Annotated in this window: 9 protein-coding genes; 6 read left to right on the top strand and 3 right to left on the bottom strand. The window is 71.1% G+C overall.

Going from position 1 to position 13,460, the window contains the following annotated elements; genetic code table 11:
- Positions 1 to 103: 103 nt before the first annotated feature.
- The 3 genes from OOK07_RS12165 to OOK07_RS12155 are packed head-to-tail and all read right to left on the bottom strand — an operon-like array spanning position 104 to position 2,552.
- On the bottom strand, positions 104 to 373 hold the full coding sequence (locus OOK07_RS12165) for an acyl carrier protein (protein ID WP_266679682.1): 270 nt from the start codon (positions 371 to 373) through the stop codon (positions 104 to 106).
- Positions 370 to 1,302, bottom strand: coding sequence for an acyl-ACP desaturase (locus OOK07_RS12160; RefSeq protein WP_266679680.1), 933 nt, complete (start codon positions 1,300 to 1,302; stop codon positions 370 to 372). The genes OOK07_RS12165 and OOK07_RS12160 overlap by 4 nt, the downstream gene beginning before the upstream one ends.
- A gap of 29 nt (positions 1,303 to 1,331) precedes the next feature.
- On the bottom strand, positions 1,332 to 2,552 hold the full coding sequence (locus OOK07_RS12155; RefSeq protein ID WP_266796366.1) for a beta-ketoacyl-[acyl-carrier-protein] synthase family protein: 1,221 nt from the start codon (positions 2,550 to 2,552) through the stop codon (positions 1,332 to 1,334).
- Positions 2,553 to 2,712: 160 nt separating this feature from the next.
- On the opposite strand from OOK07_RS12155, the gene OOK07_RS12150 reads away from it, so the two are divergent.
- From OOK07_RS12150 to OOK07_RS12125, 6 genes are read left to right on the top strand one after another with little or no spacing between them, the layout of a single operon-like run.
- Complete coding sequence (locus OOK07_RS12150; protein WP_266796364.1) at positions 2,713 to 4,512, top strand: fatty acyl-AMP ligase; 1,800 nt, start codon at positions 2,713 to 2,715, stop codon at positions 4,510 to 4,512.
- A 31-nt stretch (positions 4,513 to 4,543) separates the two neighbouring features.
- Complete coding sequence (locus tag OOK07_RS12145) at positions 4,544 to 5,506, top strand: R2-like ligand-binding oxidase (RefSeq protein ID WP_266679674.1); 963 nt, start codon at positions 4,544 to 4,546, stop codon at positions 5,504 to 5,506.
- Positions 5,503 to 7,050 (top strand): GMC family oxidoreductase, encoded by a 1,548-nt coding sequence (locus tag OOK07_RS12140; RefSeq protein WP_266796362.1) that lies wholly within the window; start codon positions 5,503 to 5,505, stop codon positions 7,048 to 7,050. Before OOK07_RS12145 ends, OOK07_RS12140 begins: the two co-directional genes overlap by 4 nt.
- Positions 7,051 to 7,053: 3 nt before the next feature.
- Complete coding sequence (locus tag OOK07_RS12135; RefSeq protein WP_266796360.1) at positions 7,054 to 8,214, top strand: acyl-CoA dehydrogenase family protein; 1,161 nt, start codon at positions 7,054 to 7,056, stop codon at positions 8,212 to 8,214.
- 55 nt (positions 8,215 to 8,269) lie between these two features.
- A complete protein-coding gene (locus OOK07_RS12130; RefSeq protein ID WP_266679668.1) occupies positions 8,270 to 8,485 on the top strand; it encodes an MbtH family protein in 216 nt (71 codons plus the stop codon).
- Positions 8,482 to 13,458, top strand: a complete 4,977-nt coding sequence (locus OOK07_RS12125; protein WP_266796358.1) for a non-ribosomal peptide synthetase — start codon at positions 8,482 to 8,484, stop codon at positions 13,456 to 13,458. Before OOK07_RS12130 ends, OOK07_RS12125 begins: the two co-directional genes overlap by 4 nt.
- Positions 13,459 to 13,460: the final 2 nt, after the last annotated feature.

The raw sequence follows: 13,460 nt of genomic DNA, 5'->3' as shown, positions 1-13,460 counted from the left end.
CCGGCCACCGCGGCAGGGCCGACGAGCGACGCCGCCCTCCCGGCCGCGGGCTGCACAAGGCGCCGGGAGCGGCCGGGAGGGCGCGGCGGGGAAAGGAGGGGTGTCACCTCGCCTCGGCGACCAGATCGATGATGTCGCCGACCGTACGCAGGTCCTTGATCTTGTCGTCGGAGACGGAGACCTGCAGCTCGTCCTGGATCGTGACGGCAAGCTCCATCATCGTCAGCGAGTCGATCCCCAGGTCATCGACGAGCCCTCGCTCCGGAGTGAGCTCGGCCGCCGGGATCGCGGCGATCAACTCGAAGATCTCCGCCACCTTGGTCGTGGCTTCCTGCCTGGTCAGGGGCTTGGCCTGCTCGGCGGGTATGGTCATGATGTCCTCCTTGTGATGGGGTGGGCGGCACGGTCTCTCGCGTTCGCCGCCTCGATCTGTTCGGTCTGCCGGGCGGCCGCCCGGTCCAAATCGGCCATGAACTCACCGAGCCGCTCCTGTGCGGCGCCGGCCTGCGCGTCGAGACCGCCCGTGTCCAGGACTTTCAGGTAACGCAGCAACGGCGAGGCGACCTCGTCGTGGTGGGTGCGCAGATTGAAGATCCCTGATCTGGCCACGGCCAGGCTGCGCCGGGCGAAGCCGGGAATGCCGCGTCCTGGCATGGCGAATTCGCGCAGGATCCGCTCCACGGCGATGACCGTCGCCGACGGGTCTATGTTCAGCGCGGTCTCCACCAGGGTGCGGTAGAACACCATGTGCAGGTTCTCGTCGACGGCGATCCTGGCCAGCAGCCGGTCGGCGATCGGATCGCCGCAGGCGCGGCCGGCGTTGCGGTGCGCGACGCGGGTGGCCAGCTCCTGGAAGGTGACGTAGACGACGGAGCTGAGCGGATCGTCTCCGCGGCCCGGGTAGCCGATCCCGACCGCGGCCATCCGGGTGCGCTCCAGGCCGATCGGATCGACGCCCCGGGTCACCAGCAGATAGTCGCGCAGCGCCTGTCCGTGCCTGCCTTCCTCAGCGGTCCACCGGTGCACCCAGGTGCCCCACGGTCCGTCCAGGCCGAACCGCTCGGCGATGATGTGGTGGTAGGAGGGCAGATTGTCCTCGGTGAGCAGATTGATCTCCAACGCCGCCTGCGCCGCGGGCGAAAGGCGCGACTGACCCGGCTCCCACGGCTCGGTGTCGAAGTCGCGCCCCGCGGACCAGGGCACGTACTCGTGCGGAAACCACTCCTTGGCGGTCGCCAGATGGCGGTTGAGGTTCTGCTCGACCACCGGTTCGAGCTCGGCGAGCAAATCGAGTTGTGTCACGGGTGCTTCCCTTTTCGTGGTTCGCCGATTCACGGTTTGACGAAGGCGAGCACGACGTTGTGACCGCCGAACCCGAACGAATTGGACAGCGCGGCGTCGACCCGGGTGTGCAGCGCCGTGGTGACCACGTCGAGCTTGATCTGCGGGTCCTGACGGTGCAGGTTGCGGGTCGGCGGGAGCACGTCGTCGCGGACCGACAGCGCGGTGAAGACGGCCTCGACGGCGCCGGAGCCGCCGATCATGTGCCCGGTGCCCGCCTTGGTCGCGCTGACCAGGACGTGGCCGCCGACACCGTCCAGGAGCGCAGTCGCCTCGGCGATGTCGCCGGCCGAGGTGCCGGTGGCATGCGCGTTGACGTGCACCACGTCGGCGGCGCGCAGCCGCGCCTGTTCCATGGCGTCGCGCAGTGCCCTGATCTGGCCGGCCGGGTCCGGGGCGGTCATGTCCCGCCCGTCGGAGGTGAGTCCGGCGCCGGCGAGCCGGGCGTGCACCCGTGCGCCACGCGCCCGGGCGTGCTCCTCCGTCTCCAGCAGCATGGCCCCGGCACCCTCGGCGAGGACGAAGCCGTCCCGGTCGGAGTCGAACGGGCGCAACGCGCCCTCCGGATCGTCGATCCGCCGGGACAGGGCCCGCATCTGATCGAAAGCGGTCAGGCCGAGCCGGTGAATGAAGGCGTCGGACCCGCCGGCGAGCACCGCGTCGGCGCGGCCGGACCTGATCAGCGCGAGACCGGTGGCGATCGCCTCGGCACCCGAGGCGCACGCGCTCACCGGCGTGTGGACACCGGCCCGCGCGGTCAGCTCGATACCGATCGTCGCCGCCGCGCCGCTGGCCATCTGCATCGGCACGGAGAACGGGCTGACCGACTGCGGTCCACGGCTGCTGAGCACCGCGTCATGGCCGAGCACGGTCAGCGGCCCGCCGATTCCGGTGCCCATGACGACGGCGAGACGGAACGGATCGACCTCCGGAGACCCGGCACAGGCCCACGCCTCACGCGCGGCGATCAGGGCGAGCTGTTGACTGCGGTCCAGCCTGCGGACCTTGACCCGTTCCAGGACCTCGGCGGGTTCCACCTTCACCCGTGCCGCAATCGGCACGGCCAGCTCCTGGGCCCACGGTTCGGTCAGCCGTGCGGCGCCGCTCTCGCCGGCCAGCAGCGCCCGCCAGGTTCCGGGCACATCGCCGCCGAGGGGAGTCGTCATGCCGAGACCGGTGATCACGACCTGCTGTTCTTCGCTCCTCGTCACGCCGCGACGGTAACCACGCGGCGGTGCGCGCCGGCACCGGCGATCGGGCGGGATTCCCCCCTACCAAAGGAGGAGATCGAAGCCGCCGGGTGGCCGTTGTGACGGCGCCGCGAACACCAGGAGGCTGAGCACACATCTGGTGTCAAAGGAGCGCAGCAGCATGCCATTGGAATCCGGGCGCTGGCCGACCCTGGTCGACATGTGCGCGTCGAGAGCCGCCGAGGATCCCGGTCGCGTGTACTTCACCTATCTTCCCGACGGGCGCACGGTCGGGGCGTCGCTGACCGCCGAGGCGGTGGACCGCGACGCCAGGGCACTGGCGGTGCTGCTGCTGCGGCACGCCGATCCCGGCGACCGGGTTCTGCTGGCGTATCCGCCCGGCCTCGAGTTCATCGTCGGATTCTTCGGCTGCCTGTACGCCGGCCTGATCGCCGTACCCGTACCGCCCGTTGAGATCGGCCGCACCGGACCGAAGACCGACAAGGTGGACGCGGTCTGCGGCAGCGCCGAACCCAGGGTGCTCCTGACCACGCAGTCCGCGCTCACGCGGCTGGACGGGGGCCGGGCCGTCGCGTCGCTGGCCGACGTGGTCTGTCTCGCCTCGGACACGGTGCTCGGCGAGGGCGCACGGGAACTGGCGGAGAAGTGGAGCCCTCCGGAGATCGAGCCGGGCTCGGTCGCGTATCTGCAGTACTCGTCCGGCTCGACGGGTGTTCCCAAGGGCGTGACCCTCACCCATCGCAACGTGCTGCACAACCTGGAACTCATCCGGGCCAACGCCTATCGAGGCGAGCTGCGCGCCGGTGAACGCCCGGCGCCCAACGTGCTGTTCCTCCCCTTCTTCCACGACATGGGTCTGGTCAACGGAGTCCTGTCGCCGCTGTACCGCGACTACGAGGCCGTGCACATGTCGCCGATTGCCTTCGTGCAGCGTCCCGTCAGCTGGCTGCGTGCCGTTTCGGACCGCGGCAGGGCGGTGAGTGTCGCGCCGAACTTCGCCTACGAACTCGCGGTGCGCCGGGTCCCCGAGGAGCAGGTCGCCGAACTCGACCTTTCCGGGTGGGAGTTGGCGGGCGTGGGCGCCGAGCCGGTGCGGCCGAAGACGCTGGAGGCCTTCAGCGCCAAGTTCGCCGCCGCCGGATTCCGCAGCTCCGTGTTCTTTCCCTGCTACGGGCTGGCCGAGTCGACGGTGATGGTCAGCGGCGGTCCCGCACTGCGCGACCCGGTCATCGCCTGTTTCGACGCCGAGCGGCTGGCGGCGGGCCGGGTGGTTCCGGTCGCCGCCGGCCGCGGTGTCGCCGGCGTCCAGGAGCTGGTGGGGTGCGGGCAGATCCAGGACACTCTGTGCCTGCGCATCGTCGCTCCGCTGACCCGCCGCGTGTGCGCCGCGGACGAGGTCGGTGAGATCTACATCGCCGGACCCAGCGTCAGCGAGGGTTACTGGAACGCGCCGCGGCTGACCGCCGAGACGTTCGGGATCGAACTGGCCGAAGAGCCCGGGCTCCGCTTCCTCGCCACCGGCGACCTCGGATTCGTCCACGGCGGCCAGGTGTTCGTCACCGGCCGGCGCAAGGACGCGATCATCCTCAACGGACTCAACTACTACCCGCACGACATCGAGGCCGCGCTGCACGGAGCCCATCCGGCGTTGCGCGAGGACCGGTGCTGTGCCTTCTCGGTCGACGACGGCAGCCGGGAACGGCTGGTCGTGCTGACGGAAGTGCAGCGCCGGTACCAGGTGGTGCGGGAGGCGGGGACCGCGCAGGACTCGCTGCGCCGTCCCGTGGAAGCGGCCGAAATCGAGACGGCGGTCGTCGCCGCCGTCGCGTCCGCACAGGGAGTGCGGGTGGACGAGGTGGTGCTGCTGGCGGCCGGTTCACTGCCCTACACCAGCAGCGCCAAGATCAAGCGCGCCGAATGCCGGAGCCGATATCTCGCCAAGCAGCTGGACCTCCTCTGAGCGAGGCCGGCACTTCGGAAAGGAACGAACCATGACGAACGAAACCGACTCACCAGCCCGGCGCACTGGTTACGCGTCGTTGAACGCGGGCGGCATCGACTGGGACATGCTGCCCATGCGGCTGTTCGCGAAGGGCAACCGCAGGTTCTGGAATCCGGCGGACCTCGACTTCACCCGCGACGCCGAGGACTTCGCGGGACTGTCCCCGCAGGCCCAGGAGGCCGTGGCGGTCATGTGCGCCCAGTTCGTCGCGGGCGAGGAGGCGGTCACCCGGGACATCCAGCCGTTCATGTCCGCCGTCGCGGCCGAGGGACGGCTGGGTGACGAGATGTACCTGGCGCAGTTCTGCTTCGAGGAGGCCAAGCACGTCGAGGTCTTCCGCCGGTGGATGGACGCCGTGGGGCTGCACGACGATCTCAACGAGCTGGTGACCGGCAACCCCGGCTACCAGGAGATCTTCGGCATCGCCCTGCCGGAGGCGCTGGAGAAGCTGCACCACGATCCGAGCCCGGCCAACCAGGTGCGGGCCTCGATCACGTACAACCACCTCGTCGAGGGCACGCTCGCGCTCACCGGCTACTACACCTGGAACCGGTTCTGCACCGGACTGGGGATCTTCCCGGGCATGCGCCGGGTCGTGGAGCTGATCGGCGACGACGAGCGGCGGCACATGGCGTGGGGCACCTACACCTGCCGTCGTCACGTCGCCGCCGATCCGGAGAACTGGAACGTCGCCCAGAGCACCATGCGGGAGCTGATACCGCATGCGCTGCGGCAGATCGACTTCGCCGCCAAGTCCTACCCCGCGGACCTGTTCGACATCCCGGTCAAGGAGATCCTGCTGTACGCGAGCAGCCGTCCGCGCCGACGGCTGCGCGCGATCTCGTCGGCGCTGAACGAGTCGGCGGGCGAGGTCGAGCGCGACATCGTCGCAGAGCGGCTCGAGGAAGAGTTCGCCGACGAGGACCGCCGCAAGGCGAGTACGCCGCGGTGAACGAGGCGTACGACTACGTCGTCGTCGGCGCCGGGGCGGCGGGCGCACCGCTGGCCGCCCGGCTCAGCGAGGACCCGGACACGACCGTGCTGGTGCTTGAGGCGGGACCGGCCGACGACCTGCCCTCGATCGCGGTCCCTGCCCTGTTCCCCGGCTTGTTCGGCAGCGCCGTCGACTGGGCCGACGAGACCGCCCCGCAACAGCGGCTGGCCGGACGGCGGGTGTACTGGCCGCACGGCAGGACCCTCGGCGGCTCGTCGTCGATCAACGCGATGATGTGGGTCCCCGGCCAGCGAGCCGACTACGACCGCTGGGGCGAACTCGCCGGCCCGCAGTGGTCCTACGAGGCGGTCCGCCCCGTGCTGTCGCGGATCGGCTGCGACGACGGCGCGCCCATGCGTATCGCGGGGCTGCCGGATCCGGCCCCGGTGACCTCGGCCTTCCTGGACGCCTGCGGCAAGGCCGGAATTCCCCTTGCCGCTGACGAGATCGGCTCGGCGTACGACGGCGTGCGGCACACCATGGTGACGCAGCACGGGGGGCGGCGGCGCAGTACGACGGACGGATATCTGCGGCCCGCCGCGCACCGGCCCAACCTCGTCGTGCGCCACCAAGCGGCCGTACAGAAGGTGGAGATCGTCGACCGGCGGGCCGAGGGGGTCCGGTACTGCGTCGACGGCAGGCCGGTCACGGTGACGGCCCGCCGCGAGGTCATTCTGTGCGCGGGGGCCGTCGACTCGCCGCGACTGCTGATGCTGTCCGGGATCGGGCCCGCCGGCCGACTGCGCGACCACGGGATCGAGTTGGTCGCCGACGCGCCGGAGGTCGGGCGCAACCTGCGCGACCACCTGGCCGCGATGCTGCTGGTCGAGGCGGCGGAGCCCGGCCCCGATCCGCGCCGTGCTCCGGGCGCGTTCGCGCAGTTCCGCGCGAACGGCCGCGGTCCGCTCACCTCCAACCTCGGCGAGGCGTACGCGTTCGTGCGCAGCGACCCGGCGCTGCCGCACCCGGACATCGAACTGGTGCTGCTGACCGGGCAGTTCGTCGACGAGGGGCGCACCCGGTCGCAGTCCGCCGGATTCACCCTCGCCGTGGTACTGCTCCAGCCGCGAAGCCGCGGCGAGATCGCGCTGCGCGACGCGGATCCGCTGTCCCGGCCGCTGATCGATCCGGGATATCTGAGCGATCCGGAGGACCGGCGAGTCCTGGACGCCGGGCTGCGCATCGCGGAGGAGGTGCTCGCCACCGAGCCCCTCGCCTCCGAGGCCGGCGCCCCCGTACAACCGGCGCTGCCCCCCGGCCCGGACCGCCGTCACGCCGCCGTCCAGGCGGCGCAGTCCCTCTACCACCCGGTCGGGACATGCCGGATGGGGACCGACTCGGCGTCGGTCGTGGACGAACGGCTCCGGGTGCGCGGCGTGCGCAACCTGCGGGTGGCGGACGCTTCCGTCATGCCGGAGATCGTGCGCGGACACACCGCCGCGCCGTCGATGCTCATCGGTGAGCGCGCCGCGGAACTGATCGCGGCCGAGCGAAGGGGCTGACCCATGCGGCGCACTGTCTACGACGCCGACCACGAGGCGTTCCGGCGCGTGATCCGCGATTTCCTGCAGGCGGAGGTCGTGCCGCACCACCACGAATGGGAACGAGCCGGCCAGGTTCCGCGCCGGCTCTACCGGCGGCTGGGCGAGCTGGGTGTGTTCGGCATCCGCGCCCCGGTCGCGTACGGCGGCGCGGGAGAGCGCAGCTACAAGTACAACGCGATCCTCATCGAGGAGACCACCAGGGCCGGCGTCGGTCTGGGCGCCGCCCCGGTCCACTTCAACCTGGTGCTCCCGTATCTGATGACCTTCGCCGACGACGAGCAGAAGGAGCGCTGGCTGCCGCCGTTCGTCAGCGGCGAGATGATGACCGCCATCGCGATGACCGAACCGGGGGCGGGTTCCGACCTCGCCGGGATCACCACCACCGCGACGCTGTCCGAGGACGGCAAGCACTACGTGCTGCGCGGATCCAAGACGTTCATCTCCGGCGGCGCCCAGGCGGATCTGGTGCTGGTGGTGGCACGCATACCCGGCGACGAACGGCGCGGCCTGTCGGTCCTGTGCGTCGACGCCCACTCGCCCGGATTCACGGTGGGCAGGCGGCTGGAGAAGATCGGACTGCACGCCCAGGACACGGTCGAGTTGTTCTTCGACGAGGTGCGGGTGCCCGCGGCCAACCTCCTCGGTGAAGCGGGCCAGGGATTCAAGTACCTGGTGCACAACCTCGCCGAGGAACGGATGGCGATCGCCCTGGGGGCGACGGCACAGGCAGCCGCGGCGGTCCGCCATACCGTCGCCTACGTCAAGGAGCGCAAGGCGTTCGGCCGGGCCGTCTCCACTTTTCAGAACACCAAATTCGTGCTCGCCGACTGCACGGCACGAGTACAGGCCATGCAGGCGATGACCGATCGGGCGCTCGACCTTTTCGACGCGGGCGAACTGAGCGCGGTCGACGCGGCCGCCTGCAAACTGTTCGCCTCCGAGACGGCCGGCCAAGTGATCGACCAATGCCTGCAGTTGCACGGCGGCTACGGGTTCGTCACCGAATTCCCGATCGCCCGCCTGTACGCCGACACCCGGGTGACCCGGCTTTACGGCGGCACGTCAGAGATTATGCGCGGCATCATTGCCGACGATCTGCTGCACCGTCCTGATTCGGTATAGGTCCGATATAGCGCTGCTTTCGACAGTGGACTTCAGGTCGAATGAGGGGAACGCTGTGACAGAGCAGACAGAACAGGCGGCACCGACCCATCTGGTGGTGCGCAACGACGAGGACCAGCACTCCATCTGGTGGCTCGGACGTGAGCTTCCGGCCGGATGGCATGCGGAAGGCTTCGAGGGCACCGAGGACGCGTGCCTGGCGCACATCGCCGAAGTGTGGACGGACATGCGGCCGGCCAGCCTTCGCCGACGCATGGGGCAGCTCAGTTGAGCCCGCTGCTGCCTGCCCGGATCGTAGATCAGGCGGCCCGCACCCCGGCAGCGGTCGCCGTCGTCGACGGCGACCGGTCGCTCACCTACGGCGAGCTCGTCGCCGCGGCGGACCGGGTGGCCGACACGCTGCGCGCCCGCGGCCTCGGCCCGGAGGACCGGGTCGGCGTACTGATGCCGCGTGGTCTGGATCTCGTCGTCGCGCTCCTCGGCGTGTGGCGGGCAGCGGCGGCCTACGTTCCGCTCGACCCGGCCCATCCCGCTGAGCGGACCAGGTGGATCGTCGCCGACGCCGGTGTGCGCGCCGTCCTGACCGACGACGCGCACGCCGGCGTCCTGCCGGCCGACGCGGTGCCCACCCTGCTGGTCGGCGCGGGCGACGAACTGACGGCCGCGGCGCGGCCGTCGGACGTCGCCCGTCCGGCGCCGGATCCCGCGAACGCCGCCTACGTGCTGTACACGTCCGGGTCGACCGGGCACCCCAAGGGCGTCGTCATCACGCACGAGGGGATCGCCGGCTACGTCGACTGGCGGGTCAGGACCCACGGCCTCGGCCCCGGCGACCGGGTGCTGCAACGCACACCGGTGGGGTTCGACGCGGCCGGCTGGGAGATCTTCGCCCCGCAGGCCTGCGGCGCCACCCTGGTGATCGCCCCGCCGGGAGCCGAACGCGACCCGGCCGAGATCGTCAGGGCGGTCCTCGACGCCGAGGTGAACGTGCTGCAGGTCGTGCCCTCGATTCTTCGGCTGCTCGCCGACGAACCCGGGTGGTCGCGCTGCCACAGCCTCAGGGTCCTGACATCCGGCGGCGAATCGCTGCACGCCGAGTACCTGGCCGCCGTGCCCGCCACGGCGCAGGTGTACAACACCTACGGGCCGACCGAGTGCACCATCGACGTCGCCGCACACCCATGCGACCGGAACGTGTCGTCCGGGCCCGCTCCCATCGGACGGCCGGTGACCGGCGTACGACTGCTGGTTCTCGACCCGGGTGGCGAGCCGTGCCCGGTCGGCGTGCCCGGCGAGCTGTACGTGGGAGGCGTGGCGCAGGCCCGCGGCTATGAGGGCCGCCCGGACCTGACCGCGCAGCGTTTCGTCCCCGATCCCCACGGACCGGCCGGCGGCCGGCTCTACCGCACCGGCGACCGCGTCCGGTGGCGCGAGGACGGCAACCTGGAATACCTGGGCCGCCTCGACCAGCAGGTGAAGGTCGGCGGCGTCCGCATCGAGCCGGGCGAGGTCGAGACGGCGATCGCCGCGCATCCTCAGGTCACGGCCGCGGTCGTCGGCACGGCGGCCGGATCCGACGGAGCGGCCCGGCTGACGGCGTACGTCGTCGGCGACGTCGCTCCGGCGGCCCTGCGCTCGTTCCTGCGCGAGCGCCTGCCCGCGCCGATGATCCCCTCGGTGCTGACCTCGGTCGACAGCTTCCCGCTGCTGTCCAACGGGAAGATCGACAGATCGGCGCTGTCGAGCATGGAGTCGGTGCTCGCCTCGCGCCCGGCCTACCTCGCGCCCCGCACCGACGCCGAACTCGCCGTCGCCGAGGTCTGGCAGGAACTGCTCGGCGTGGAGAAGGTCGGAGCCGACGACGACTTCTTCCAGCTGGGCGGCTACTCGCTGCTGCTCACCCGGCTCGCGGGGCGGCTGACCCGGGCGACGGGAAGGGACGTCGGTCTCCAGGATCTCTACACCCACACGACCGTCGCGGACCAGGCGCTGCTGGTGGCACCGCGGGCCGACGGCTCCGGTCGTGAGGAGCCGCCGCCGATCGTCCGCGTGGCCCGGGACGGCCGGCTCCCGTTGTCCTTCGGACAGCGGCGCATGTGGTTCCTGGACCAACTGCGCCCGGGCAGCGGCGAATACACCGTTCCGCTGTTCGTGCGCCTCCATGGGAGGGCCGACCCGGGGCAGGTCCGAGCGGCGCTCGGCCGGCTCGCCGAGCGCCACGAGATCCTGCGCACCCGGTATGCGCAGGAGGACGGCGAGCCGCTGCAGATCATCGATCCGTCCACCCCGGTCGAACTGCGCACCAGCGAGAGCTCGAACCCGGTCGGTGAGGTGAGCGCCGAGATCGCCCGCGGCTTCGACCTGGCCGCCGGCCCGGTCTGGCGGGCGCTGCTGGTGCGCTCCGCGGACGGCCGCGGGAACGACCTGCTGTTGCTGACCCTGCACCACATCGCCTGCGACGGCTGGTCGGCGGTCATCCTGGAACGGGACTTCCACGCGCTTCTCGCCGGAGACGAGCCGGCACCGCCACCTGTTCAGTACGCCGACTACGCGCACTGGCAGCGGCAATGGCACACCGACGCCCGCACCGACCGCGGTGTCGCCGCCTGGCGGGACACACTGGCGGACCTCGAACCGCTCGTACTGCCCGCGGACCGCCCGCGCCCGCCTGTCCGCGACGAGGCCGGCGCCCTGGTCACCTTCGACGTGCCCGCCGAGACCGCCGAGGAACTCGTACGGATCGGCCGCCGGTGCGGTGCCACGCCGTTCGCCGTGCTGCTGACCGGGCTCACCGCGTTGCTGGCACGCCGGACCGGACAGTGGGACGTGGCCGTCGGCACGCCGACCGCGGGCAGGCTGCACCCGGAGACGCAGGGGACCGTCGGCTTCTTCCTCAACTCCCTGATCGTGCGTCCCCGGCTGCGTCCCGAGGAGGACTTCGAGCGGTCGGTGCGGCGAGTGGACGAGGCCCGGCGCTTCGCCCTGGCGCACCAGGACGTGCCGTTCGACCGCCTCGTCGACGCCTACGCCGGCGAGCGGGACCTGTCCAGGACCCCGCTGTACCAGGTCGCGTTCGACCTGCACGACCAGGAACTCACCGGCGGCATGTCCGGCTCGGACGACCTGGCGGCGATGCGCGAGGCGTGGCGGGTGGCGAAGACGGATCTGACCGTCTTCGCACGCCGCAGACCCGAAGGTTCGTACGCCTTCGGCTTCGAATACGCCACCGCGCTGTTCGACCGCGACACGGTCGAGGCGCTGGCCGGCCAGTTCCGTCTGCTGCTCGAACGCCTCGCGGCCCGCCCCGAACTGCCGTTGCGCGAAGTCGATCTGCTGTCCCAGGCCGAGCACACGCGATTCGACGCGTGGAATCGTACGGAAGCCGCGTTCGGCCCCGAGACGGCGCTCGCGCTCTTCGAGCGGCAGGCGGCGAAGACCCCGGACGCGCCGGCGGTGACGTACTCGGGCACGGCGATGAGCTATCGCGAGCTGGACGTGAAGGCGAACCAGTTCGCCGGACTGCTGAAGGACCTCGGTGTGTGCCGCGGCGACGCGGTGGGCGTCCTGGTCGGACGCGGGCTCGACCTGCACGCCGTACTGCTCGGCGTGTGGAAAGCGGGCGCCGCCTACGTGCCGGTCGACCCGCTCTTCCCGGCGCAACGCATCGGGCACATGCTCGCCGACGCGCGAGCGAGGGTGCTGGTCAGCGAATCGTGCTACCGCACCCTGCTGCCCGAGGCCTTCGACGGCGAACTGGTCATGGTGGATCTGCACCGCGAACGCGTCGAGAACCGGCCGGGAGATCCGGTCGGCCCGCCCGTCACACCGCAGGACACCGCCTACGTCATCTACACCTCCGGTTCCACCGGCAGGCCCAAGGGCGTGCGGGTGGCGCACCGGGGGCTGGCGAACCATCTGCAGTGGGCCGTCCGCGATCTCGCCTCGCAGGGGACGACCGGGGCGCCGGTGTTCTCGTCGACCGCGTTCGACCTGGTGGTGCCCAACCTGTACGCGCCGCTGCTCGCCGGGCAGCCGGTGCACATGGCCCCGCGTGACCTTCCGGTTGCCGAACTCGGCCGAGTGCTGGCCGAGACGGGTCCGTTCAGCTTCATCAAGCTCACCCCGGGCCACCTCGAACTCCTCGCCCACCAGCTCGGCGACGCCGCCGCGGCCAGTCTCGCCTCGGTGATCGTCGTCGCCGGCGAGGCGCTGCCGGCGCGCCAGGCCGAGCACTGGCGCCGGCTGCTCGGCGACGGAAGGCTGATCAACGAATACGGCCCCACCGAGGGATCGGTCGGCTCGACGATCCATCCGGTGGCCGGCGAGCCCGAACAGCGGATCGTGCCGTTGGGCAGAGCGCTTCCGGGCGTCACCGTGCACGTGCTCGACGAGGCGTTGAACCGCGTACCGGCCGGGTCGCCGGGCGAACTGTGCGTCGGCGGTGCCGGCGTCGCCGACGGGTATACGGGCGATCCGGCCAGGACGGCGGCGCGGTTCGTGCCCGACCCCTACGGTGCACCGGGCGAGCGCCTCTACCGCACCGGGGACCTGGCCAAGTTCGGGCCCACCGGCGAGGTGATGTTCCTCGGCCGGATGGACGGCCAGCTCAAAGTACGCGGCTACCGGGTGGAGACCGGCGAGATCGAGGCGGTGCTGCGTGAGCACCCAGGCGTCCGAGACGCCGTGGTGATCGCGGCGGCCACCGGATCCGGCACACCCCAGGACCCCGAACCGGGCGATGTCCGGCTGCACGCCTACTACGTGCCGGTGGGCGCGGAAGTCCCGAACTCCGAACTCACCGCCCACGTCGTACGGCGGCTGCCCGACTACATGGTTCCGGCGGCGTACGCGGCGGTCGAGCTGATTCCGCTCAACCGCAACGGAAAGGTCGACCGGTCGGCGCTGCCGCGGATCCGGGTCGACGACACCGCTCTCGCGCACGGCGACACTCCCACCGGTCCCGCGCAGATCCGCGTCGCGACGATCTTCTCGGCGCTGCTCGGCGCCGACCCCGGAGCGCATACGAACTTCTTCGCCGCCGGCGGGAATTCGCTTGCCGCGGTGCGGCTGATCGCCCGCATCCAGGACGAGTTCGACGTCGACCTTCCGGTGCGCACCGTCTTCGCCGGGCCGACCGTCGCCGAACTCGCCCAGGCGGTGGAGGACGCGATCCTGGCCGAGATCGACAACATGTCCGACGCACAGCTCGCGGCGGCCCATCAGGAACAACTGGAACAGCAGTGAAG

This window comes from Streptomyces sp. NBC_00078, assembly GCF_026343335.1.
Lineage (GTDB): Bacteria > Actinomycetota > Actinomycetes > Streptomycetales > Streptomycetaceae > Streptomyces.
The sequence above is the reverse complement of the archived record's forward strand: the minus strand, read 5'-3'. Positions and strand labels throughout refer to the sequence as shown.

Excerpts from the sequence above, each read along its gene's own strand:
- OOK07_RS12150 (WP_266796364.1), top strand. The coding sequence starts at position 2,713 with ATGCCATTGGAATCCGGGCGCTGGCCGACCCTGGTCGACATGTGCGCG.
- OOK07_RS12135 (WP_266796360.1), top strand. The coding sequence starts at position 7,054 with ATGCGGCGCACTGTCTACGACGCCGACCACGAGGCGTTCCGGCGCGTG.
- OOK07_RS12145 (WP_266679674.1), top strand. The coding sequence starts at position 4,544 with ATGACGAACGAAACCGACTCACCAGCCCGGCGCACTGGTTACGCGTCG.
- OOK07_RS12165 (WP_266679682.1), bottom strand. The coding sequence starts at position 373 with ATGACCATACCCGCCGAGCAGGCCAAGCCCCTGACCAGGCAGGAAGCC.